Annotated in this window: 25 protein-coding genes; 3 read left to right on the top strand and 22 right to left on the bottom strand. The window is 63.6% G+C overall.

All coding sequences use genetic code 11. The features are described 5' to 3' along the window. Positions 1-15 precede the first annotated feature (15 nt). Positions 16-776, top strand: a protein-coding gene (locus A7Q26_RS24445) for an IS5 family transposase (RefSeq protein ID WP_086012830.1) whose coding sequence is annotated in 2 segments (ribosomal slippage) — positions 16-349 and positions 349-776 — 762 coding nt in all. Because the reading frame shifts where the segments join, the coding sequence is not laid out codon by codon here. A 454-nt stretch (positions 777-1,230) separates the two neighbouring features. Here A7Q26_RS24445 and A7Q26_RS25010 read toward each other — a convergent pair. Together A7Q26_RS25010 and A7Q26_RS03220 are read right to left on the bottom strand one after the other, a co-directional pair. Then, entirely contained in the window at positions 1,231-1,410 is a 180-nt protein-coding gene (locus A7Q26_RS25010; RefSeq protein WP_157102436.1) for a hypothetical protein, read from the bottom strand. Positions 1,411-1,472: 62 nt separating this feature from the next. Next, the gene (locus A7Q26_RS03220; RefSeq protein ID WP_157102435.1) at positions 1,473-1,820 is read right to left on the bottom strand and encodes a hypothetical protein; all 348 of its coding nucleotides are present in this window, start codon (positions 1,818-1,820) and stop codon (positions 1,473-1,475) included. A 197-nt stretch (positions 1,821-2,017) separates the two neighbouring features. Here A7Q26_RS03220 and A7Q26_RS03215 point away from each other — a divergent pair, with 197 nt between their 5' ends. Further along, positions 2,018-2,254, top strand: coding sequence for a hypothetical protein (locus A7Q26_RS03215; protein WP_066856742.1), 237 nt, complete (start codon positions 2,018-2,020; stop codon positions 2,252-2,254). 15 nt (positions 2,255-2,269) lie between these two features. Here A7Q26_RS03215 and A7Q26_RS03210 read toward each other — a convergent pair whose 3' ends face one another. From A7Q26_RS03210 to A7Q26_RS03145, 13 genes are all read right to left on the bottom strand, one after another. Beyond that, on the bottom strand, positions 2,270-2,782 hold the full coding sequence (locus tag A7Q26_RS03210) for a hypothetical protein (protein ID WP_066856520.1): 513 nt from the start codon (positions 2,780-2,782) through the stop codon (positions 2,270-2,272). 282 nt (positions 2,783-3,064) lie between these two features. Beyond that, entirely contained in the window at positions 3,065-4,045 is a 981-nt protein-coding gene (locus tag A7Q26_RS03205) for a DUF2493 domain-containing protein (protein ID WP_066856517.1), read from the bottom strand. A gap of 516 nt (positions 4,046-4,561) precedes the next feature. Further along, positions 4,562-4,780, bottom strand: coding sequence for a DUF6117 family protein (locus tag A7Q26_RS25800; protein WP_066856514.1), 219 nt, complete (start codon positions 4,778-4,780; stop codon positions 4,562-4,564). A 70-nt stretch (positions 4,781-4,850) separates the two neighbouring features. Further along, a complete protein-coding gene (locus A7Q26_RS03195) occupies positions 4,851-5,861 on the bottom strand; it encodes a DUF2493 domain-containing protein (protein WP_066856511.1) in 1,011 nt (336 codons plus the stop codon). 68 nt (positions 5,862-5,929) lie between these two features. Next, positions 5,930-6,208: a hypothetical protein gene (locus tag A7Q26_RS03190; RefSeq protein WP_066856507.1), complete on the bottom strand. Its 279-nt coding sequence runs from the start codon at positions 6,206-6,208 to the stop codon at positions 5,930-5,932. Positions 6,209-6,290: 82 nt separating this feature from the next. Continuing rightward, the gene (locus tag A7Q26_RS03185; RefSeq protein ID WP_066856739.1) at positions 6,291-6,761 is read right to left on the bottom strand and encodes a DUF736 domain-containing protein; all 471 of its coding nucleotides are present in this window, start codon (positions 6,759-6,761) and stop codon (positions 6,291-6,293) included. 618 nt (positions 6,762-7,379) lie between these two features. Continuing rightward, complete coding sequence (locus tag A7Q26_RS03175; RefSeq protein ID WP_066856501.1) at positions 7,380-8,330, bottom strand: hypothetical protein; 951 nt, start codon at positions 8,328-8,330, stop codon at positions 7,380-7,382. After that, positions 8,327-8,533, bottom strand: a complete 207-nt coding sequence (locus A7Q26_RS03170) for a hypothetical protein (protein WP_062063574.1) — start codon at positions 8,531-8,533, stop codon at positions 8,327-8,329. The genes A7Q26_RS03175 and A7Q26_RS03170 overlap by 4 nt, the downstream gene beginning before the upstream one ends. A 39-nt stretch (positions 8,534-8,572) precedes the next feature. After that, positions 8,573-9,856, bottom strand: coding sequence for a hypothetical protein (locus A7Q26_RS03165; protein ID WP_066856498.1), 1,284 nt, complete (start codon positions 9,854-9,856; stop codon positions 8,573-8,575). A gap of 12 nt (positions 9,857-9,868) precedes the next feature. Beyond that, positions 9,869-11,071: an ATP-binding protein gene (locus A7Q26_RS03160; protein ID WP_066856496.1), complete on the bottom strand. Its 1,203-nt coding sequence runs from the start codon at positions 11,069-11,071 to the stop codon at positions 9,869-9,871. Positions 11,072-11,132: 61 nt separating this feature from the next. Beyond that, positions 11,133-11,975 carry a hypothetical protein gene (locus A7Q26_RS03155; protein ID WP_066856492.1) on the bottom strand — a complete coding sequence of 281 codons (843 nt, stop codon included), beginning with the start codon at positions 11,973-11,975 and terminating at the stop codon, positions 11,133-11,135. Beyond that, complete coding sequence (locus tag A7Q26_RS03150) at positions 11,972-12,544, bottom strand: DUF5983 family protein (RefSeq protein ID WP_066856489.1); 573 nt, start codon at positions 12,542-12,544, stop codon at positions 11,972-11,974. The genes A7Q26_RS03155 and A7Q26_RS03150 overlap by 4 nt, the downstream gene beginning before the upstream one ends. Before the next feature lie 64 nt (positions 12,545-12,608). Further along, a complete protein-coding gene (locus tag A7Q26_RS03145) occupies positions 12,609-14,276 on the bottom strand; it encodes an ATP-binding protein (RefSeq protein WP_066856736.1) in 1,668 nt (555 codons plus the stop codon). A gap of 137 nt (positions 14,277-14,413) precedes the next feature. Between A7Q26_RS03145 and A7Q26_RS25485 the strand changes: the two genes are divergently transcribed. After that, entirely contained in the window at positions 14,414-14,596 is a 183-nt protein-coding gene (locus A7Q26_RS25485) for a hypothetical protein (protein WP_084438966.1), read from the top strand. Position 14,597: 1 nt separating this feature from the next. On the opposite strand, the gene A7Q26_RS03140 is transcribed toward A7Q26_RS25485, so the two are convergent. From A7Q26_RS03140 to A7Q26_RS24435, 7 genes are all read right to left on the bottom strand, one after another. Next, positions 14,598-15,011, bottom strand: a complete 414-nt coding sequence (locus A7Q26_RS03140) for a hypothetical protein (protein ID WP_066856485.1) — start codon at positions 15,009-15,011, stop codon at positions 14,598-14,600. A gap of 23 nt (positions 15,012-15,034) precedes the next feature. Continuing rightward, positions 15,035-16,117, bottom strand: coding sequence for a DUF5983 family protein (locus A7Q26_RS03135; RefSeq protein ID WP_066856482.1), 1,083 nt, complete (start codon positions 16,115-16,117; stop codon positions 15,035-15,037). Positions 16,118-16,132: 15 nt separating this feature from the next. Further along, the gene (locus A7Q26_RS03130; RefSeq protein ID WP_066856479.1) at positions 16,133-16,594 is read right to left on the bottom strand and encodes a hypothetical protein; all 462 of its coding nucleotides are present in this window, start codon (positions 16,592-16,594) and stop codon (positions 16,133-16,135) included. A gap of 214 nt (positions 16,595-16,808) precedes the next feature. Then, entirely contained in the window at positions 16,809-17,015 is a 207-nt protein-coding gene (locus A7Q26_RS03125; protein ID WP_198162818.1) for a hypothetical protein, read from the bottom strand. Positions 17,016-17,067: 52 nt separating this feature from the next. After that, positions 17,068-17,502: a DUF4262 domain-containing protein gene (locus A7Q26_RS03120; protein WP_066856475.1), complete on the bottom strand. Its 435-nt coding sequence runs from the start codon at positions 17,500-17,502 to the stop codon at positions 17,068-17,070. A 52-nt stretch (positions 17,503-17,554) separates the two neighbouring features. Then, positions 17,555-18,817, bottom strand: coding sequence for a hypothetical protein (locus A7Q26_RS03115; RefSeq protein ID WP_066856473.1), 1,263 nt, complete (start codon positions 18,815-18,817; stop codon positions 17,555-17,557). Continuing rightward, positions 18,810-19,277, bottom strand: coding sequence for a hypothetical protein (locus A7Q26_RS24435; RefSeq protein ID WP_198162817.1), 468 nt, complete (start codon positions 19,275-19,277; stop codon positions 18,810-18,812). Before A7Q26_RS24435 ends, A7Q26_RS03115 begins: the two co-directional genes overlap by 8 nt. Between the last annotated feature and the right edge of the window lie 7 nt (positions 19,278-19,284).

The raw sequence follows: 19,284 nt of genomic DNA, 5'->3' as shown, positions 1-19,284 counted from the left end.
TGAGGAGACGTCGTGATGAGTGACCTGCTCTGGTTGTCGGAAGCGCAGATGCGCCGGATCGAGCCATATTTTCCGCTATCGCACGGGGTGCCACGGGTGGACGACCGTCGGATCATCAGCGGGATCATCTTCGTGATCAGGAACGGCCTGCGGTGGCGCGATGCGCCTGCCGATTATGGCCCGCCGAAGACGATCTACAACCGCTTCATCCGGTGGAGCCGGCTCGGCGTGTTCAACAAGATCTTCGCGGCCCTCGCGGCGAAGGGCGGCAAGCCCGACCAGTTGATGATAGATGCAACCCACCTGAAAGCACACCGGACGGCGGCAAGCCTGCTCAAAAAGGGGATGTTCCCAGACGTATCGGACGCACCAAGGGCGGCCTGAACTCGAAGCTCCACACCGTCTGCGACGGCAAGGGCCGGCCGCTGGTCATGCTGCTGAGCGAGGGCCAGATGAGCGACTACAAGGGCGCTGCCCTGATGCTCGACGCCTTGCCTCCCGCCAAAGCCTTGCTCGGCGATCGAGGCTATGACGCCGACTGGTTCCGCAAGGCGCTTGCGGAGCGCAACATCACCGCCTGTATTCCCTCAAAGAAGAACCGGAAGGTGCCAATCCCGCACGACGCTGCGCTCTATCGTCAGCGCCACAAGATCGAAAACATGTTCTGCAAGCTCAAGGACTGGCGGCGCATCCACACCCGATACGACCGTTGCGCCCACACCTTCATGTCCGCCATCTGTATCGCCGCCGCCGTCATCTTCTGGCTCAATCAATGAGTCCTGAGCCTAGGTCTTGCAATCTGGGCCGCTATTAGACGACAGCCTCTCAGACAGCAAAAGCGTGAGCATCTGGCAGACTTCGGCCGAGCCGATATAGAGGATGTCACCCTCCCCCACGAAGGGGATTGTTGCCTTCCCGCCGACACTTCACAGATGGCTTTGACGACCGCCCGACGAAGGTCGTTGATATACTCCTGGTTCAGCTCAGCCACGGGTGTTCTCCTTCGTCCAAAAGCGAAGAGACCATGATCTCGGTCAAGATTCCACCGTTTCCGCCGAGCCGGTAGTCGGTATGATCCCGATCTGGAATCTGGAGCAGCGTAGGACGTGTCTCACGAAATTACCGGTTTAGTTGCAATGAGATATGCCGCACGATAGACGTCTGGTGGTTCGCGTACTACAGCCGACCGGTGTGGCGTGAGACGTGCAGTACAGCCTCATCTCTTTGTTTTCAGAACAGAATGGTGTCGCAGCACCCGTGCGTAGGGTCCATTACAAAACGGCCTTGCGCCGTGCGTCCCGCCTTACGCAGCGCGCTCGCGCTGCGCAGCCTCGCACCGGCAGGCGCGGGGCACTCTTGCTGCAGATTTACAGAACACATCGGAATGATGGTTTGAGGGATGTCGATCATGGGTGGGGGCTCCTCCAATACAAAAAAAGGGACCGGGCGTCAGGCCCGGTCCCGATGTCCAATTAGCCTCGCTGGGCGATCAACCTATGCGCTTCATGGATGAGCATGGCCGCCTCGTCGTCCCGGCCCTGCGCCCGAATGATCCAGTACGCATTGGAGCGGGCGGCCATGCGGGCGAGGTCGCAAGCCTTGTTCCATTCGGCTTCATATTCCTCGTCACACTCGCCGGTGATCACGACATCGCCGGTCTCGTGATCGGTGTAGCCATAATATCGGCCAGCGTAGGAATTGGCGCTTTTGAGGTATCGCTCGATCTTGCGGATGAGCGCGAAGCCCCTCGCCTGCGCATGGAAGTAATGGGGTTCATGGGTTTCGACGAAACGGTCGTAATCGGGTTCGATGGCAAGCATGAAAGCCTCCCTGAAAGGGGCCGCAGGCGACAGGCTCTGCGGGCCGATGGATGGGATGGATCGGTGAAGGATCGACAGGAGCGGCCAGGCGCGACGCCCCGCCGGTTCCGCAGGAAGCGGCAATCCCCGCTTGCGCTGGTCCGTCGATGTGGCACAGTTACAGGTGACGGGCAGGCCATCGGGGAAGGACGATGGAAATGCCGAAGATGACGGAAAGGGATCGGCTCGCCGATCTGGAAGCGCGTCAGCGCAAGATGAACGATGAACTGGAAAGCGCGCGCCGTTCCCTGCGCGACAAATATGCCGCGATGATAGCGGAGGTGCCGGTGGAGAAGCTCACGGAAAAGGATTTCCGGGAGCTTCTGACACAGGCGATCCGGGTAGGTGGCAGTGCTGCGCTGACGGCACTGAAGGGATTGCCGGCAGCAACCTGATCGCGCCGCAGGCAATCAGAGGTTCCGGCAGGGATGCGCCTTGAGAAAGCTGCCCCTGTCGGAATCCGATCGGAGCGTGATGAACCGCTCTTCCGGATCCAGCCAGATCGCAATGAAACATCCCCGCGCCGCCAATCGGTGGATATTGGCGAGACTTCCCCGGCTGCGACCGTCCCAGATCACGAACCCGCAGGACGCATCTTGCGCCATCGCCTTGTCCTTGGGCGTGTGATAGGCGGCGGTGCCCTTCGCTCCGGAAGACGGGATGTTTCGGGTGGACCATTTCCCGAGGTTATTGCGTGGTCCATCGCCCGAACAATAGACCATGACGACATCGATATGGCGATCGGAAAGGAAGCGCTGGACGGCACGGTCCGCACCGCGCGCATCCCCGATCAGGACAGGAAGCGCGCGCTCGATGATACCGCCGATACGCTCGATGACAGGTTCGGGAAGCGCGGTAATGGACAGCGATCCTGAAATGAAGACCGCCGGGTTGGTGGATGATGGAAGGACATGGTCGGACATGGCTTTAATCTCCTCGAATGAACCAATCGTCTCTGCCCTCCTCTCCTCTGTGCGGCGAAACCGGACCTTGCCGCCTCAACCCACCCCGCCAAAACCGCACCCGAAGGGTGTCCCTGCGACGAGCACGGCGGAGCCGCGCGCAGGAGGCCGGGACCGCCCTGGCGGTTCCGCATCGGCCCCGCGACGGGCCCGCCTGTGGGTCCCTGAGCGGGGGCGAGTGCTACGCTCGAAAAAAGAAATGAGGACCGGCCCGGTGAACCGGACCGATCCTCTTGCGGAAGCTCACTGCGCCTCCCATCCCTGATCGCTGAGCCTGACGAACCGCGCCGGGATACGCTTCTCCTTCACGAGACGCGCGAGGTGCGATTGCAGTCCCGATCCTTCGCAGACCAGCGCTTCGACGGGTCGGAGGCCCACCATCTGCTCGTTGCGCACGAACCCCGCCCGCTTGCCCAGCTTTGCGCTGAGGCGGAACGTGATGAGCTTCACCTTGCGGGAGGCTGCCCACGCTGCGGCCATGGCATCGCACCCCTTGTCCTGTGCGGTCGTCGCCAACACCATCAACGGATTGCGGGTTTTCGCTTCGTCGAGTTTCGCCCAGATGAGGCGGTCATCGAACCATGTGTCCGCCCCGCCTGAGAAGATCACGATGGGCCCTTGCGGGTTGTGTGCGTCGGTGCGGCGCTGGCGGCGGGCGGCAAGGAAATCGGTGGCCGCTATGACCGAGGCGGTGCGCTTGCTCGACACCAGCGACCCCTTCGGCGCGGACCACGGTCGTCCGGTTTCGGTGTGGAAGACGTCGGCGGCATGGTCGCGCATGCACCGCAGGGCGTCGGTGGCTTCGTCGAGAAATTCGAGAGTGTCGCGTGCCTGCTCGAGTTCGACGCCGTGGATTTCGCTGCCGTCGGCGCACCGCAGCAGGTTCTGAACATCGCGGGTCGCCTTGTCGGCCTGACCCTCCCATTGCTGGGCGACGTGATGGAAACTGTTGACGATGCCCCATGCGAGGCGTTCGGCAGCAGGCTGCAGCCGCGTGTCCCGCAGCACGTCGAAGAGCGTCGTGACAATGAGTTCGACGGCGAGCTGCGCTTCCCTCGGATCGGGCATGTCGGTCGCCATCTCCTCCTCATCGCGCCCGATGCGGATGCCCTCGAGATTGGAGGCGAAGGCGGCGTGGAAATCGTCGGCGGTGGCCGCTGTTTCCTGCGCGATGAATTCGGCGATATCGCAGAACGGGCGGACGGAGCGGTTGATAGTCGTCATTGGAACCTCCTGTTGAAACGAAAGAGGTTCCCCCTCAGGCACGGGCTCCGAGCGGCGGGGTCAAGGATCGCGGAGCGACCGGCGTAGCCGGCGATGGGGGTCACGATTTTTTTGGGCGGTCACCATCGTCGCAGGCCAGGCGCAACGCCCGACCCGCCCAAAAAAATGGTGGGGCCCCGTCGTCCTTGAGGCCGACGCGGTCCCGTGCCACCATTGGAATTCTTGAGAGAGAGAAGAGGCTTTGCGAATCTGGGGCTCGATGCCCCTGATTCGCAAATGGGTGCCTCCAGGTGCCTCCCTCAAATCCATGGACGGTGAGGGCCGGGGTCAAGGACCGCGGCACGCGGCCGCGAAGCGGCGGTGGGGGCAACGATTTTGCGGAGCAAAATGGTGGGGCCCCGCCGTCCTTGACGCCAACCGACGCCTCCATGACGATCATGGGGATTGAAGGGTATTGCGAGCTTGCTCGCGGTGCCCGCATTCTCCTTTCTGCCTGCTTGAGAGCGCGGATCCTGTTCAGGGCACCGGCGGCACATAGGCAGCGAAAGGATCGCCATCATGCAAGTGCCCGAACGGCGTGAAAAGATATTCCTCCCCGCTCCGGCCGACGGCGCATACCACAAAGCGCGGTTCACCCGAAACCGCATCGGCGCATTCCATCAGGGCAAGATTGCCGCTCAGGGCGGCATGGAGCAATGTTTGAAAGTTGGTTCGATGATGATCGGGTATCGCCATGACATATTCCCATGAAAATGGGGACAGCGCGAAGCGCCGTCCCCAAGAGGATGAATGAGATTTGCTGGTGTCACGCCGCCCGACGCAGCCGACCCCGCACTGGCGGCGCGATCTTCTCGGCCGGAGCCTGATCCGCCTTGCGGAAGGCATGGATAGGGACTCCTGCCTTGCGCAGGGCCTGATAGAGGTTAGCCTGAATGCCCGACCCCTCCCCCAGCAAGGCTTCGACGGGCTTGAGATCCACCAGCTTGCGATTGCGCGCGAAGGGCGCACCGCGTCCCGAGCCCGTCAGCGAATAGGTCACGAGCTGGACCTCGCGGTTGCCGGCCCATGAGGCGACGATCGCGTCGAAGCCCTTGCGCTGCGCGGTCGTCACCAGCGTCATGTGCGGGATGCGCTCGAGGATGGTATCGAGCCGGTCCCAGAGCTGCTGCCAGTCATGCCATTCGGCATGGCCAGAGGCGACCACGATAGGACCACGCGGGCGGTAGCGCTCGCGTTCGGCCAGTTCACGGGCGCGCAGGAAATCCTGTATCGACACCTGCGTGGCAGTCGCGGCCTTCGAGACGCGCGAGCCGCGCGCGGGCGACCATGGACGGCCCGAAAGCACGCGAAAGGCTTCGGCGGCATAGTCGCGCATGCACTCGACCGCCTCGCGCTGTTCGCTCAGCGACTGGCACAGGAGCTGCTTCTCCTCCAGTTCGGTGTTGAACACCTCGGACGGTTCGATGCGGCGGATCATGTCGCGCAGTTCGTCGGCCAGCCCATCCTCCTGTCGCTCAAGCTTACCGGCGACGAAGTGGAAGCTGTTAACCATGCCCCATGTAATCTCGGGCGCAAGCGCATCGAGACGGGTGTCGGTCAGCAAGTCGAAGATGGTCGCGATGATGCCGGCACAGTCGGCTTGCGCGTGGAGCGGCTCGGGCATGTCATGTTCGCCCGGTTCGTCTCCCGGGCTGATGATCGAAAGCGGGATAGGGTCGCCGAAGGCGCGCTTGAATTCCGGCGTTGCCGTGATCTCGGCGAACAGCGCCGGAAGGTCTGCGAAGCGGCTGATGCTGCGCGAATGTTCTCTGGTCATGGAAGTTCTCCGTGGACGTGAAAAGAAAAAGGGGCGCGGACGCCTTGGCGTCCCGCCCCCGTGTCGGATCAGTGCAGGCTCGCCCGGATGCCGGCGAAGGCGGCCGAGCGCGTCAGCACGGCTCCAACGATTTCGGCGGCATACGGGGCAAAGGGCGTGCCCTCGAGCAGGTCGTAAATGGCAGCAATGATCTCGCCGCAGGTAATCCCCATCGGAATCTCCGGGATGTGGGCTGTTGGAAGCGGCGGCAAAAGCATGTCCCGGATGGCGGGACTGGCCATGATCGCGGCGCACAGCGCGGAGAGATCGGCCAACGGGGCGAGGTCGTGCAACGAAGGGAGCGGCATGGGCTGCCTCCTCAGACGGGAGAAAAGGGCCGGGGAAGCCTCACGCCTCCCCGGCCCGGAACCTGTTCCGATCAACCGGCGATCAGAACGGATCCTCCTCGCCGAACGGCGCGCGCGCGCCGGTCAGTTCGCCGCCTGCACCCACGGTGCTGTCGCCGAAGCCGCCTTGATCGCGCGCGCCGCGATCGTCATAGTTGGTGCGGCTGGCGCCCATGCCGCCGCCGAAGTCGGAGCGCATGGTGTCGCGCCGCCATGCGACCATGTAACCGCCATGATCGGCCGGGAAGAGCGCGATCGGCATCGGTTCGGGCAGGCTGGGATCGTCGATGTTCCCGGCGAGGAAGACCTCGCCCGTGCGCTTCGACACAGCTTCCCACAGCGCGCCGATCTGGACCCAGCGGCGTGCGACGTTGAGGGCGAGGATCTCGTAGACCGGGGCCTTCTCGTTCTCGCTCATCACCTTGCGCAGCCCGATGCGGGGGAGATCGATCGTGCGGGTGGCGATCGAGCCCGTCAGGCGGTTGTTCACATTGAAGATTTCACCGATGTTCATCGTCTTGACCTTTCGAATGTCGCTCGAACCCATTCTCGGCGACACCCTCCCCGGTCCTTCTCTCCTCTCTGTCCCGCCCTCTCCCCCCGCGTCGTCCGCCCGAGGACCAGCGCTCCGCTGCCTCCCGCGCGACGCCGCCCCGCCTGCCCCAAGCACAACGCCACGACCCGCCCACAACTCTGCGCGACCACCGCGACATGGTGCGAGGCCGGGGCGAAGGTGCGGGGCCGGAGAGGGGCTGGGGAGCGAGGCTGGAGACGCGGCGGTAGCCGCGCTGGCGTTACGCCAGCGGACGTAGCGGTAGCGGCGCGGGCAGCATAATCAGGCGGTCCCTGCAGGCAGTACCGGCGGGCCCATGCTGGAACGGCACCAGCCGGTGCGTTTCCGGTATCGGGAGCGATCGGGGTATGGTGGCGGGCCGCGCGGCGGGATCGCCATAGACTTCTGTTATATTGGAGACAAGGTGCAGCACCAACGGCAAGGCGTACTGAACCGCATTGGCTACGCGGCGGCGGAGCACGCCTTTGGGCGGACTATGCTGATCTTGTCGGCCATCGTCCCAAATGGCCGTATGGCTTCCGCCATCAGGGATATCCAATGGTGGACAACGCCCTGAAATCAGGCTGCCCGGGAGAGGTCATCAGGATTATTGATTGATAGGGAAACGCAGGCCCGCCCGGCATTGAAACGCTCGATCCATGTGCTGATATGGTCTCGTTGCTCGATCGGAACGGCCGCGGCGGCACGCTGGAATGCGAGAAGGTCGGGCGGCGCGGTCGCGATGATCTCATCGATCTCATCGGGATCAAGCAAGCCTTCGGCACGGATGAACGCGGTCATTGACCCGGGACGTTTCTTCGTCGATTTGCGCCACAGTCCTTCAACGGTTCGAAGCCTCGGAGCGGCGCGCGCTTCGAGCAGAACGATGAGGCGCAATTCCTCGCGCGGCAGCGCTCGGACCTCTGAAATCTGCATGGCCGTGTAGAAAAAACATGAGCTTTTACAGAAACTTGGAAGGCCGGCGTCCGCGATAATGCGTTCGCAATCCTCACGCGTGAAGCCCCATTCCCGAAGAGGATATCTGTATTCATAGAGATCCGAAACATGCCCTTCGCGATGGGCGTAGCGCTGATTGTCCCGGCTAGAGCAGTCGTAGCCGATCAGGCGGACGACCTTGCGCCCATTCGCCCAGGCATGCTGCGCCGGAGGCCATGCCTTGACCCATTTGTCCTGCGGGGAGATTTTATGACGGGCACTGCAGCTATGCCGCCCAAAGGCTATCGACGGCAATGTGCCATTCGTCAGGCAAGCATCGAGCAGCGAGGTGTAGGGCGGCCAATGCTTGAAGAACCGGGCCTGATATTCAACGATCTCGTTGGGAACGCCATGATCGTCCATCCATTGCCGGAAGACAGGGATAAGCCTGCGCGTGTGCGGCTGCTCGGGCATCGCGGCCAGCAACGTCATCTCGGGGATTTCGCCGCGCCGAACGAGTTCGATGATCATCGCGGTCGAATTGGTGCCCGCGCCCGATGCCGCGACGACGGGCGCACGCCTGCCCGCGCTCATGCGACCATCGCCAGCCAACGATCGGGCCATGGCGGCGGACGGGTCGTGACGCGATAGGCCTGGAAAGGCGCGAGACCGCGCACGACATAATGGGGGACGCCGGTGGCTCGCCGCAGGTTCAGCGCAATGCGATAGGCGCGATCGAAGGAGGATAACTGGCTTCTGAGCGGTGAAAGGCAGGCGGGCGGGACTGGCAGAGCCATGGGAACCTCCGAAACGAGCTGACCGGGAATGGAAATCGATCAGGCCGCAATCGGCAGATCGGGTGGATCGAGAGCGAGGAGACTTTCCAGCGTCACTGGCGCGCGGCTTGCCCGGCGCGTTCGCGGTCCCCGGCATGGCCTTGCCGGATCATTGAACCGGTAGCCGATGCGCGCCGCATGCTTGCCGATCACCGCCGGATCGCGGCCGAGCGCCTCTGCGACATCGACCATCGAGACGCCATGGGTCCAGGCGCTGCGGATAGCCCGGTCTTCATCGCTGCTGAACGGGCGCATGAACCCGTGGACGAGGCCCAGATAGTTGGCGCGGTAGAGCACGGCGCGAAGCCCGCGCCCCAATGCCTTGGCGATCTCGCGCGTCGGGATTTTGCCATAATCGGCGCGCAGACGCGCTTCATCCTCAGCGGTCCAGACCGGCCCCTGCCGAAATCCGTCACGGCGGACATGGGTGCCGCGCAACTTCAGCGCTTCGGCGCGCCATCGGATGGAATGGGACGAACGGCCCAGCCTTTCCCGCAGCGGCGTGAGACTCGCGCCTGTCGCATAGGCATGGCGCAGGAGATCATCCTCTTCCGCGATCCACGCACGTCCCCAGCCCCGTCCATAGCCGAGCAGGCGCAGGCGTTGCCCCAGGCTGCGGCTGTTGCGCTCGGGAAAACCTTCTTCGACCAACATCCGGGCAATGGCCATATATCGCGCACCTGTAGCGGCGAGTGTGAGCGCACGCGTCATTTCCGCGTCGCTCCAGTCGTCCGGCTGGCAGGCATGACGCAGGCCCAGCACCGATGCGCGCGCGATGACACCGCTGAGCGGCCGCCCGATGAGGCTGGAAATCTGCGCGACCGGAACGCCCTGTTGGTAGCCGGCGCGAAGTTGCGCATCTTCCCATCCACTATAGGGAGGAGACCCTGGCTCGGACAGGCCCAGCAAACGTGCGCGGGCATAGAGGGCGCTCACGCCCCGGCCGAGCCGGGCAGCCAGTGTTGCCGTCGGGACGTGTGCGTAGCAGCGTGCCATTTCCTCGTCGTCCCAGTCGCTCCATGATCGCCGGGAGTTGCGGCGCAGGCCGAGGTCATGGATACGCGTGGCGACACCGGCCCGGGGCCTGCCGAGCATGGCGGCGATCTCGTCGATCGTGCGATCTTCGGCAAAGGCGGCGCGCAGGCGGCTCGTCTCATCGGGGAGCCATGCGTCCGCGCGGAAAGCCAGTTCGGAGAGCGGCGCGGTTGGAACGGTTTCCGCTTCGGGGACAAAGGGTGTCAGTTCGACGATATCGGCGTCGAGATCGAAGCTGTTCCGGGTCATGGTGCGCACCTCTCAGACCAGGCCGACGACGGGTGTATCGACGACGCGCAGGCGCAACCGGGCCGACAGACGCGCAATACGCGTATCCCCCCGCGGCATCGTGTCGGACGCGCCGATGGCAGCGAGCAAATCGAGCCCGGCGTCCACATCGTTTGCGGGCAGCGCGAGATGGCGCGCAAGATCGTCGGCCGTGGTGGCATTGGGCGCTATGTTGCCCAAGGCCCCAACAATGCGCGCGGCAGCGGGAGCGGCAGGGTCGAGCAGAAAGGCGTCGAGCGCACGCTGCCCCCGCATCGCGGCATGGCTGGTCCTGGCCGGCGCGACCTCGCGCAGATTTTCAAGGTCGAGCAGAGTGCGGCTCTCGTCCGGGCCGAGGTCGGCTGCGGCCACCAGATCAGGCGTGCGGCCGATATGCGGTGTGATCGTCGGATCAATTTTGGCGAGCACAGGCGTGGCGGCCAGCGCGGGACCGAAGGCGAAGAACTCACCAGGTGGAAGCAGGCGCAGCAACGCTGCCTGATCGCTTCCGAACCCGAGCAGGTCGGCGGCACGCGCCACATCGCGGTCGAAGACGTTGAGGCCGATCAGATGATTATGCAGTTCCGAGACCACCGAACTGGCGAGTTTCGCGAGGCGCTGCGTGGCAATGATCGTGCCGATGCCGCGCTTGCGCCCCCGTGCACACATATCGGTCAGCGTGGCGACACCCAGGCGGCGCGTTTCGGCATCGCGTGCGGACGCTGCCATATGCGGTGCGAGAAGATGCGCTTCGTCGATGCAAACCAGCACCGTGTGCGCCCAATGTTCGCGTTGGGCGGAGAGGAGTCCTGCGAAAAAGGCGGCGGCCTTCTCGATGCGGTGATCGGGCTCAAGATCGGCGAGATCAAGGTGCAGCGCAATGCGGTGCTGGCGCGTGCGCAGCGCAAGGGCGGTAAGACCGTCATTGGCATAATCGCGTGCGACAACCGTCGTGGCGCCGATATGCGCGGCGAGATTGGCGAACTCTCCCTCCGGGTCTACGATGATGGTCGTGAGATAGTCGAAGGCTTCCTCGATGATCCGGCGAAGGGTCTGGCTTTTGCCCGCGCCCGATGATCCCTGGATGAGACAGCGGCCCGACATCAGTTTGCCGAGATCCAGTTCCAGGGGGCCGGTCGAGCAATGGCCGAGCGGGACGCGGGCGTCGCGTGTGAAATTGCTGATGGGAATGTTCATCGAGCATACTCCTTCACCGGCCGCCAAAGGCGGTCGTTCGCGTTGAATGTGGCGGGGGAATTCAGGCGGCGATCGCTGCCGGAAGAATGATGGGTCCAGCATTGCGCCAGTCATGACCGGCCGCTTCCAGGGCATCGGTCACGACAGCGAACTGGCGATCGTCGTCATCGTGGAGGATTCCCAGCGCGCAGGCGTCGGCCATCACCTGGCTGAACAGGCCGGCTCGATAGGCGTCGAAATCCTGCCCGGCGCCGAAAGGCGCATCGCATGCTATCCAGAGCGAAGCCTCGATTTCCCGGATCAGTGCAGCCGCGCGGTCCAGTTTCGGATCGTGGAACAGCGAGCGGCGGCGCAGCAGGAGCTCAGGCGCCCAGCAAGGGCCTTCCGGCTGGTCGATCTGCTGTGCGGCAGCCTGCCATCCGCTTTGCGACAGCGTGCCGGGTGGCAGGAAGGCGACGATATCGTTGAGCCAGCGCAACTGATGCATGCAATGGATGCGCGCGCCGATGGCGTCGCGCCGGTCCAGCGCATCAGGATAGTCGGCCTCGAGCGCCGCTTCCGGTTCGACGGGTGTCAGCGCGATGAAGCAGGCACGCTGTTGCGGATCGGGAACGGCGCGGGACGCGTAGAGATTGGCCAGAGTGACCGGTGCAGATGTGGGAGCCGGAGCGTCGACAAGCGTGGGCGCCACTGCGCGCCAGAGCGCATCGGGATAATCGTCCAGTGCGACGACATGTTTGAGCGTGCCGCTGTCGTCAGCATCGATCAGGTTGAGCCGCGCCCCGCCCCGGATCGATGCAACGGCTGCCGGATCGAAAAGAGCGACCTGCAAGCCTGAGCGTTCGAGGCTGCTGAGCGCGACATGGGTGACAGGATGGTCAGTGGGGCCCGATGGCAGGATCATGCTGCGATCTCCGTGATTTCAAGTGTATTCACGACCAGTGTCGTGTCGTTCTCGCAGGTCTCGCAAAAGGCTGCGTCGAACACCGAGCCGAGCACCCAGTCCTGGGTGTCATCGTCCCAGCAGGCCCAGGCGTCGCGCATCACATCAGCGCTGCCGCAAGAGGCGCATCGAACGGTGGTCTTCCCGGCCACACGGTTCGCGGTGGCCACCGGTGCGGCAGGATCGCCGGATTCCTTTGGCGCGACTTCCGTTATTTCGGGAAACACCGGAAATCGCTCGCAAGGCGGTTCGTCGCGGTCGAAGCCGATCCAGTTGGCGCCGGTCTTGCGGGCGTGGGTCAGCAGCGCCCAAATCTCGGGGGAAAGTTCGTCGGGACGCTCGGGCCAGTCATCGAGCAGGCCAAGATGGATCCAGAAGCCATATTGATGTGGCTCGATGGACAAGAGCGGATGATCGACCATGATGCGGCCACCTTTTCGGGGCGCGTTGCGGATCAGACCTTCAATGGTGTCGCGCTCGGCAAGGGGGAGATGTGCCGTCGAACAGGCGCAGACGGGGAAGCGGCGCATGGCCGGTCTCCTTTACAGGTGGTGGATAGGAATAGCGGGAGAGCCGGGCACTCCCGGCGGTGGTTCAGTTCGACATGAAGTCGACGGTGATGCCGCCACGCTCCGCGTGGATGACGACCTTGCGATCCTGCGGGATCAACCAGACCAGATGATCCCACGCGCTCATATTGATGGCTTCAAGGATAGCGGCATCGTCTCCAAGAAGGATCCGGGTCGCTTCGTGCTGCGCATCGCGCTCGAAGGCGCGGGATTGGGTTTCCCAACTGTCACAGTCGCTGTCGTCAACCGAACAGAAGAGGCTCGCATAGATCATGCGGCCTAGCCGAGCGGGTTTGATGCCACCGTCCTGCGTCGCGAAGATGAGCGCCTCCTCCATATCCCAGCCGCCGTTACGGCACACAAGAGCCGGGATTTCGACGGCATGGACACTTCGCGATGCACCCTCGTGCCCAACTTGGGCGACAATCAGTTCTACGACGATCCTGTCGCTGATGCCTGAAGCCATATCAGCGGGAAGGTAGGTCTCGTCATCATAGCGATATTCTGCGCCATCACGGTGAATGCGAAAGGATATCTGCTCAATGATCGGCAGTGCGTCATACCAGGCGTAGCCTTGCAGGGGGCTTTCTGCTTCGACCAGTTGAAAGTCCCGTAGGGGCGTCCTGTCCTGAGCGAGCGCCAGAGCCTGCGCGATGTCGGACTCCAGCGTGGGAACAATCAGCATGGCGCCCTCGGGAGCCATCGTTGCGCTAGCGCGTCCATGGCAATCATCGGCAGTTTCCGGGCGCCACGTTGAAAGTCCGGAGCGCGCCTCAGGCAGTGCCACGCCAAGGTCGCCTGCCCGTTGCCAATTGGCAAACGCGAGACGATGATCTGCCTTGCTCCCGGTGGCTTTGTAGATGGCGCGCTCTGCAGCGTCGCGAAGGGCCCGCAGCGCTGTGCTTTCGATGACCTCCTTGCGGGCAGGCAATAGCAAATGGATATCGGGCGCGTCGACAATATCGATTCGGACGGCCCAGTGGTCGAAACTGTCCTTGACCTCGCCAATTGTGGGCAAGGTGCATTTGACACGCAAACCGTGAAAGTTGATGCGGCGGCCATGTTGCCAGTCTGGGTCCAGATTATAGACGCCAATACGGCATCCACACGCTTCCTTGACGAACAGAGCTTCCCGCAGAAAATCCTCTCGCGGCTGCAACACTCCGTTCATCGTTATCGGCAGGGGAAAGTGGAGCGCGACATCCGCGACAATGCTATTCAAACCCAACTGCCAGTCATCGGGCATTTCGATTGAGATCAGCGTGCCCCAGCCAATAGTGCCTTGTTCAAGCGCCAGCGGTGTGCCGCTGTCCCATGCCTGCGCCGGGATGCGCACTTTCCATGCCGTGCCAGCCGATGGTGAGAAGGACTGGATGTCGACGGTGCGACCGGCAAGGCTGAACATGCCCATGCCGGCGGGATCTTCGGATCGCGCGATGTCATGGTCCCAGCCCGAATGTCCCAACAGCAGCAGGGCAGCCGGATCGTCAATGCCGCAACCATCGTCCCGGATGTGCAGGAAGGAGCGACCATCCTGCTGGCTGAGATCGATGGCGATTCGCGTGGCGCCGGCGCGCCTCGCATTCTGGCACATTTCGAGGAGGCAATCCCGGCTGTCACCCGAGAAGAGACGCGATGCGCGGCGGATCGCGTCCTGGCTGACGGCGGTCTGAATGGTGGCGGGAAGAGGCATGATCATCTCCGGTCTCGGCGACGGACCCTCTGTCCGCCTCTCTTGCGCCGCCCCCCTCCCCCTTTCATCCCCGGTTTGCAGATGCGAGGCGGGCAAGACGGTTGCCGCCAGGATGCCCCTCCTGCAAAGAGAGGGCGATGAGCCATTCAAACGATGTAAAATTGCGCGACCTTCTGCGGCGATTGCCCGACTGGATGAGAAAGGATCTGGCCTCGAGCGATGTGACAAGACGGGAGCGCGCCGAAGAGGCCCTCCAGGTCATGCTGCTGCCGTTGCTGGAGCGCGGGGCCGGCGGCCCCCATGGGGCAAGGGCAGGATAGGCTAGCGAGCGGCCTGATCGTCGGCGAGGAAAGTCGACCAATCCCCATATAGCATGCCGCCATATTCGATGAGATCGTCGATCACGTTGAATTGCCAGTCGCAAAGGGGTCCGTGAGCGTTGCTGACGCCGTCGGCGCGCCACTGTGCCATGGTCTCAGGGAAAAAGCGTTCCATCACGTCCGGCGCCGCGGCGAATTGCAGTTGGCTCATGTAAGTCACATGGATCGACGCCAGCGGTCCGATCACGGGGCCATCGCTGCCCCAGTCCTCCATATGCTCGCCGGCCGTGGCGCGGCCATGATAGAGCCGAAGATAAAGCTTGCCCGATTCCAGCGGCAGGGCCGCTAGTGTCGGCGGGGTGCGTGCGCTGTCCGAACGGCAGGGTGCAGTAGCGTGCTCAAGCGTTCCAATCATCGGGATTCCTTTCGACTATGGGATCACCAGTCGTGGACCGGCAGATCATCCGAGCGGTCACCGTCGCAATCGAGGAGCAGGAACTGGAAGCCCCGGCTGCGACCGAACGCCATCAGGCGCAGCAGGTCTGCCGGCAGTTGCGCCTGGCGCTCTTTGTCGAGCGAACGGGTGGGAATGAACCAGCCGTAGACGGAGGCGGCGATGTCGATCGGCCGCTCGGTCGGTGGCCAGGATGCCCAGCCGTCGAGAAGGCCGGCGGTCTGGACCGTCAGATGCGCGGTTGAGAGCACGCAATAGCGTCCCGTTTCCCCAGATTTCGAAGCGAAGCTTGTATGGAGAAGCGGCGGCATGACCTGCAGTAGGTCTTTGGCCCATCCGTCCGATGGGTGCCCGTCGAAATAGACGGCGATCACGGTCTCATCGTCCAGCGTGGCGGGATCGCGCTCGTCGCCAGTTTCTTTCCACCACTCCCGGCACCAGGCGGCGATTTCCGCGTCCAGCGTGGCCTCATCGATCGCGGCATGGATATTGGTGCCGTAGCGGTGCTCGATAGCGGCGGCATGAAGCTGGACCGGCCAGGGCAAGGGCGATCGTTCGATGTGGTCCTCGGCGCCGCGGATTGCCGCGATCAGTTCGCTGCGCGCATGGTTTGCGAGGTTCTCGGGATATTCGATGGCCGAGCGTGCCCGCGCCAGCAGGGCGAGATGATCCCCGCGGCCGCCAATATCTGTCGGTCCCGACGATGGCTCTTTCCCAATGCTCGTTACCCAAGCCTGTGCAGCATCCTGTCCGGCCGCATCGGAATGCAGGACCGGGTGATGTGGCGAGGACCAGTCGACGCTTTCGGCCAGCCATCGGCCGATATAGGCCCAGTCGAGACCGAAGGGGCAATCGTCATCAAGCTGCTGCCATGCCCGTTCGATGGTAGCGGTCCAGCTGAGTATGATGGGACGCAGGGTCTCTGCCCCAAGCCTGTCGAACGTCCTGCGGATCGCCAGGGCACGTTCGAGCGCATCGGGATCGGCGGCAGGCCGGTCACGCAAGGCCAGGACCGCCTCCCACAGGCAGGCGGCGATTTCGAGATGGAAGGGGGCATAGCGGGTCATGGGCTCAATCCTGCTTCAGGCTGCGCGGCGGTGATTGTTGCCACAAAGGCCAAGATCGGTGGCTGTCAGCGTTTCGATCCTGGGCGCGAGGCTATCGAAGGCAGCATTGAGATCGATGCCGGAGATGCGATGGCGGGCCTCGCCGGGCTCATGGTCGAGTAGAAGCATCGGCGGAACGAGACGAGTAGTCATTTCAGGGAAAATAGCCTGCAGGATGATGGCCTCGACACGGCGCGACACAAGGTTGAGCCGCGCGGCCAGGCCGCAATGCATGGCGAGATAGCGCTCGAACCAGCGGCCTGGCGCCAGCACGTCGGCGAGCCGGGTACAGGGCAGCCGTCCAGCCGGTGTCGGGACATGAAGAATGACGACACGATGCCGACGGTGGGCGGCAAGCTGGTCCAGCGGGACCAGGACCCGATAGCTGTACAGCGGAGCCTGCCCGCTGATGCGGGTTCTGCAGGTGATCATATCCATCGGGCATTTCCTTCATATGCGTGCGCAATGCTGCTCGCGGTTTCACGCACGACCCCTCCCCCTTCTCTCCTCGGCCCGGTCGTGAAGGTGATCTGGAGGTTCTGTAAAAATGAGCCGGAATCTGCTGAAGCGGTTACAAGCCCTCGGCGCCGTCGCCATGAGAGGCGGCGTTGTCGTACATTGGTTTGTCGCCCGGTCGCCAAGGGACGGGATGTCAGATACGGCCATTGTAGCTGATGCGGCCGACGACGATGCCCTCGCGGATGAGTGTGGCTTCCGGGAAGGTGCTGGCGCCAAGGCCGGTCTGGTCGCGGCGTTCGCAATAGCGGCGCGATGCATCTGCGAGCGTTTCCACCATGATATCGGGATATCCGGCTTGCCTGACGATCAGGGGCAACCGGTTTTGCTGGGCTGGCTCCATATCTGGGCCTTTCGCGTTTGGGCGCATGGCCGCGTTCCTCAAGGGCAGGACATTATGGGCGGGGAACGTCGTAACGAGGATCGCATCCTGCCTCGCCCGAATACAGGCCCATCGGATCGGGCAGCAGGAGCTGGACGACGGCATATTCCTCATGGCCAAGAACGCGCTCGACCTGGATGGTGAAGGCGCTGCGCGCCGCCGCGCCGGCAAGGCGAGGCCGGATCGGGAAGGCCCCGCCGATATCGATATCCCTGTCAGGCACCTGCTCCGTCTGGCGCATGCGTCGACCGACTTCGTTGAGAACCGATGCCATCAGGATCGGCGCGAAATTGCCGATGATCAGAAGTTCGGGCAGGCCAAGGCGGGCGTTGCCAATCGTGTAGGCGAAGCCCGCCGTGTCGGCGTCGGGGAAGATTGCGAAAATATGCTGGCCCGCCCTGTCGATGTTGGATTGAATGATGGCCATGCTGGTCGTGGGGATGGTCATGATGGGTTTCCAGTTTCGCGATGCGAGCCGGCGTCGCTTCATTCGGGACAGGTCAGTAGTGCGGAACCGCTGATGCGAAGCGGCGCAGCATTGCCGCCATATGTTTGCGTAAATGCGCCTTGTTGGAGATGATCGTTTCAGGCTTGAGCGGTTCGCCCTGCGGGGTCATGAAGCCCGTTGCGGATGTGCCCTCATTGAGCTCGACGACGATGTGGTGGCCGCGCGGCCGGGCGGGACCGGCATAGCGGGCCGTGAATTCGCCAAGACGACCGGAGAGACCCCGGGCGATCTTCGTCCAGCAGATATGGCCGCCGGCCATGGTCTCGCCGGCATCCAACCCACGATCGAGCCACATGCGCAGCTGACCGCGCTGCTGGATCACGGAGTTTCGCGTTCTCTCCATGGTACGGCATAGCGGAAGCAGGTCGGCGTGGCGGTCGATCCAGTCGAGATCCGCGCCATGCGCAACAACCAGAAGATCATCAGGATCGATATCGGCGAGCAGGACAGGCAATGGGCTGAGCGCACGCGCCGTTCCGGCGTTGCAGACACTATTCCATAGGCGAAAACCCTGTCCGGGAAGGGCCAGAATGGCTGTCATCGCCTGGTGACCTGGGCGGGACTGGAGCATCGCGGGAAGGTCGAGGCCAGGGTCCGCCGCGGTGGCCTCGCCTACGATCAGCAGGCGCCTCGACCATCGCGTGGGGCGCGGCGCGTCGGTGGGAAGAGGCCAACGGCTCGGAGGCGGCCGGGACACCGGCTGGCCAGGGGCGCTTCGTGCTTCACATGGCATCGCGGCCGCAGCGGCATAGGCACGCCTTGCCGCATCGAACGGGTCGTCGAAACAGCCTCCCGCGTCGCGAAAGCCCTGGGCGTAGGCACGCTCGAGAGGATCAGCGTTCGTGCCACCCGGGGTACGGCAGGATCGGCGCGGTTCCCAGCCTGAAAGTGCCGCGACAGTGCCATCGGCACATTGAACGGCCTCGTCCCAGTCATATCCATGGCGGGTCCGGGCCTGCAGGATGACATGATCGCGCGTGTCGGCGGCGCCGGCGGCCGCACGGCGCTCGATGAAGGCGAAATTCCTGCGTTTCCTCTCGCGTTCGCGTTCCTCCTGGATGGCGTCGTTGAGAGGACGTAGCGCCGCGACCCGTTCACGAATGCGGGCCATCCGGTCCCGCGCTGGCGCCTCAATCGGGAGATCCGGGAAGTCAGCCCATGCGCGAGCCAGCTGCTCTGCATGATGCTCAGGGCGGCCGCGCGTGATCCAGCACTTCTTATCGGCGGGATCGAAGACTGTCGGGGCTTCAGTCATGACGTTTGCAGCCGGTCGCGTCATAGTGATCGGGATCGGCTGCCTGGACATGCCATCCGAACATCGCGCCGGCCTGCATGGCTGCGATCGCGGCAGGCGCCGCGTTGAAACTGGCATTGAACGCATCGACGGCGATGAGCGAGGGCATTGGCCAATATCCGGTCTCGCCGCGCTTGATGACGATGGTCTCGCCGGTTTCGGGATGTGGGCAGGCGCACATGTCTGGAAGCTTTTCCAGATTGGCAAGGCGGCGCCCTGCGTTGTCGAGGCGGAGCTTCGGCAGGTCCCATAGCCAGGATGGCCCGAACTGGTTGCGGATCGTACGAAGCGATGCGCTATCTGGCTCCCGCTCGTCATCGCCGTTCATCCATTTGAGATTGAGCGCGTCCTTCCAGCGCCTGCCATGGCGCGCGCGGAAATCGAGCAGCGCACGCCACATGCGATCGTCGGGTTCCTGCATGATGATT

Origin of the sequence: Sphingobium sp. TCM1 (assembly GCF_001650725.1) — a bacterium.
In the GTDB taxonomy this organism is placed as follows: Bacteria; Pseudomonadota; Alphaproteobacteria; order Sphingomonadales; family Sphingomonadaceae; genus Sphingobium.
This window is presented reverse-complemented; position numbering and strand designations above follow the sequence as displayed.

Bases quoted from the DNA above. Each gene is read 5' to 3' on its own strand.
- A7Q26_RS03130 (WP_066856479.1), bottom strand. From the start codon at position 16,594: ATGGATATGATCACCTGCAGAACCCGCATCAGCGGGCAGGCTCCGCTG.
- A7Q26_RS25485 (WP_084438966.1), top strand. From the start codon at position 14,414: ATGAGCCATTCAAACGATGTAAAATTGCGCGACCTTCTGCGGCGATTG.
- A7Q26_RS03145 (WP_066856736.1), bottom strand. From the start codon at position 14,276: ATGCCTCTTCCCGCCACCATTCAGACCGCCGTCAGCCAGGACGCGATC.
- A7Q26_RS03125 (WP_198162818.1), bottom strand. From the start codon at position 17,015: ATGGAGCCAGCCCAGCAAAACCGGTTGCCCCTGATCGTCAGGCAAGCC.
- A7Q26_RS03175 (WP_066856501.1), bottom strand. From the start codon at position 8,330: ATGAGCGCGGGCAGGCGTGCGCCCGTCGTCGCGGCATCGGGCGCGGGC.
- A7Q26_RS03140 (WP_066856485.1), bottom strand. From the start codon at position 15,011: ATGATTGGAACGCTTGAGCACGCTACTGCACCCTGCCGTTCGGACAGC.
- A7Q26_RS03205 (WP_066856517.1), bottom strand. From the start codon at position 4,045: ATGACGACTATCAACCGCTCCGTCCGCCCGTTCTGCGATATCGCCGAA.
- A7Q26_RS03210 (WP_066856520.1), bottom strand. From the start codon at position 2,782: ATGTCCGACCATGTCCTTCCATCATCCACCAACCCGGCGGTCTTCATT.
- A7Q26_RS03135 (WP_066856482.1), bottom strand. From the start codon at position 16,117: ATGACCCGCTATGCCCCCTTCCATCTCGAAATCGCCGCCTGCCTGTGG.
- A7Q26_RS03150 (WP_066856489.1), bottom strand. From the start codon at position 12,544: ATGCGCCGCTTCCCCGTCTGCGCCTGTTCGACGGCACATCTCCCCCTT.
- A7Q26_RS03190 (WP_066856507.1), bottom strand. From the start codon at position 6,208: ATGCCGCTCCCTTCGTTGCACGACCTCGCCCCGTTGGCCGATCTCTCC.
- A7Q26_RS03155 (WP_066856492.1), bottom strand. From the start codon at position 11,975: ATGATCCTGCCATCGGGCCCCACTGACCATCCTGTCACCCATGTCGCG.
- A7Q26_RS03120 (WP_066856475.1), bottom strand. From the start codon at position 17,502: ATGACCATCCCCACGACCAGCATGGCCATCATTCAATCCAACATCGAC.
- A7Q26_RS03185 (WP_066856739.1), bottom strand. From the start codon at position 6,761: ATGAACATCGGTGAAATCTTCAATGTGAACAACCGCCTGACGGGCTCG.
- A7Q26_RS24435 (WP_198162817.1), bottom strand. From the start codon at position 19,277: ATGCAGGAACCCGACGATCGCATGTGGCGTGCGCTGCTCGATTTCCGC.
- A7Q26_RS03195 (WP_066856511.1), bottom strand. From the start codon at position 5,861: ATGACCAGAGAACATTCGCGCAGCATCAGCCGCTTCGCAGACCTTCCG.
- A7Q26_RS03220 (WP_157102435.1), bottom strand. From the start codon at position 1,820: ATGCTTGCCATCGAACCCGATTACGACCGTTTCGTCGAAACCCATGAA.
- A7Q26_RS03160 (WP_066856496.1), bottom strand. From the start codon at position 11,071: ATGAACATTCCCATCAGCAATTTCACACGCGACGCCCGCGTCCCGCTC.
- A7Q26_RS25010 (WP_157102436.1), bottom strand. From the start codon at position 1,410: ATGATCGACATCCCTCAAACCATCATTCCGATGTGTTCTGTAAATCTG.
- A7Q26_RS03115 (WP_066856473.1), bottom strand. From the start codon at position 18,817: ATGACTGAAGCCCCGACAGTCTTCGATCCCGCCGATAAGAAGTGCTGG.
- A7Q26_RS25800 (WP_066856514.1), bottom strand. From the start codon at position 4,780: ATGGCGATACCCGATCATCATCGAACCAACTTTCAAACATTGCTCCAT.
- A7Q26_RS03170 (WP_062063574.1), bottom strand. From the start codon at position 8,533: ATGGCTCTGCCAGTCCCGCCCGCCTGCCTTTCACCGCTCAGAAGCCAG.
- A7Q26_RS03165 (WP_066856498.1), bottom strand. From the start codon at position 9,856: ATGACCCGGAACAGCTTCGATCTCGACGCCGATATCGTCGAACTGACA.
- A7Q26_RS03215 (WP_066856742.1), top strand. From the start codon at position 2,018: ATGCCGAAGATGACGGAAAGGGATCGGCTCGCCGATCTGGAAGCGCGT.